This is a genomic window from Methylobacterium indicum (assembly GCF_001043895.1).
GTDB lineage: Bacteria > Pseudomonadota > Alphaproteobacteria > Rhizobiales > Beijerinckiaceae > Methylobacterium > Methylobacterium indicum.
The window spans coordinates 1-599 of sequence record NZ_JTHF01000442.1 but is presented as its reverse complement, the minus strand read 5'-3'; the positions used below and the strand labels follow the sequence as shown (position 1 = coordinate 599).

1 protein-coding gene is annotated in these 599 nt (G+C 70.3%); it reads left to right on the top strand.

Going from position 1 to position 599, the window contains the following annotated elements; all coding sequences use genetic code 11:
* A partial coding sequence (locus tag QR78_RS31325) for a class I SAM-dependent methyltransferase (protein ID WP_048431549.1) occupies window positions 1–599 on the top strand: 599 nt, incomplete at both ends.

Genomic DNA, 599 nt, shown 5'->3' with positions numbered 1-599 from the left:
TCGGCGAGGTGCTGGGCCATCTCGACAAGGGTGCGCCGGGCCACGCCCTCGAATTGCTGCTCGCCGACCAGGACGATTGGTGGACCGGCCCGAAGGCCGACCCCGCCGCCCTGCGCGACCTCGTGCGCGAGATGAAATACGTTTCGTTGCGGGAAGCCTGCGCCCGCCTCGGCTGGGGCCGGGTCGGCGACTACTTCGTCAACCGCTGGACCGACCCGACCTATCTCGCCGGCCTCGCTCTCCTGGAGGCGCACTGGAACAATCCGCTCTGCGCCTTCGAGCTCGCCTGCGGCATCGGCCATTACCTGCGCGAGCTGCAGGGGCGGGGCGTCCGGGTGTCGGGCGCGGACGTGGTGTTTTCCAAGCTCTGGGTCGCCCGCCACTGGGTCGCCGGGCAGCGGCCGCAGCTCGTCTGCTTCGACGCCGCCTCGCCGTTCTGGCCGATCGACCAGGCGCCGGTCGACCTCGTGATGTGCCACGACGCCTTCTACTTTCTCCCTGAGAAGCCCCGCATCCTCGACGCCCTGCGCAAGACCGCCGGCGATGAGGGGTGGCTCGCCTTGAGCCACGTCCACAACAGCGCCCGGCCCGGCTTCTCG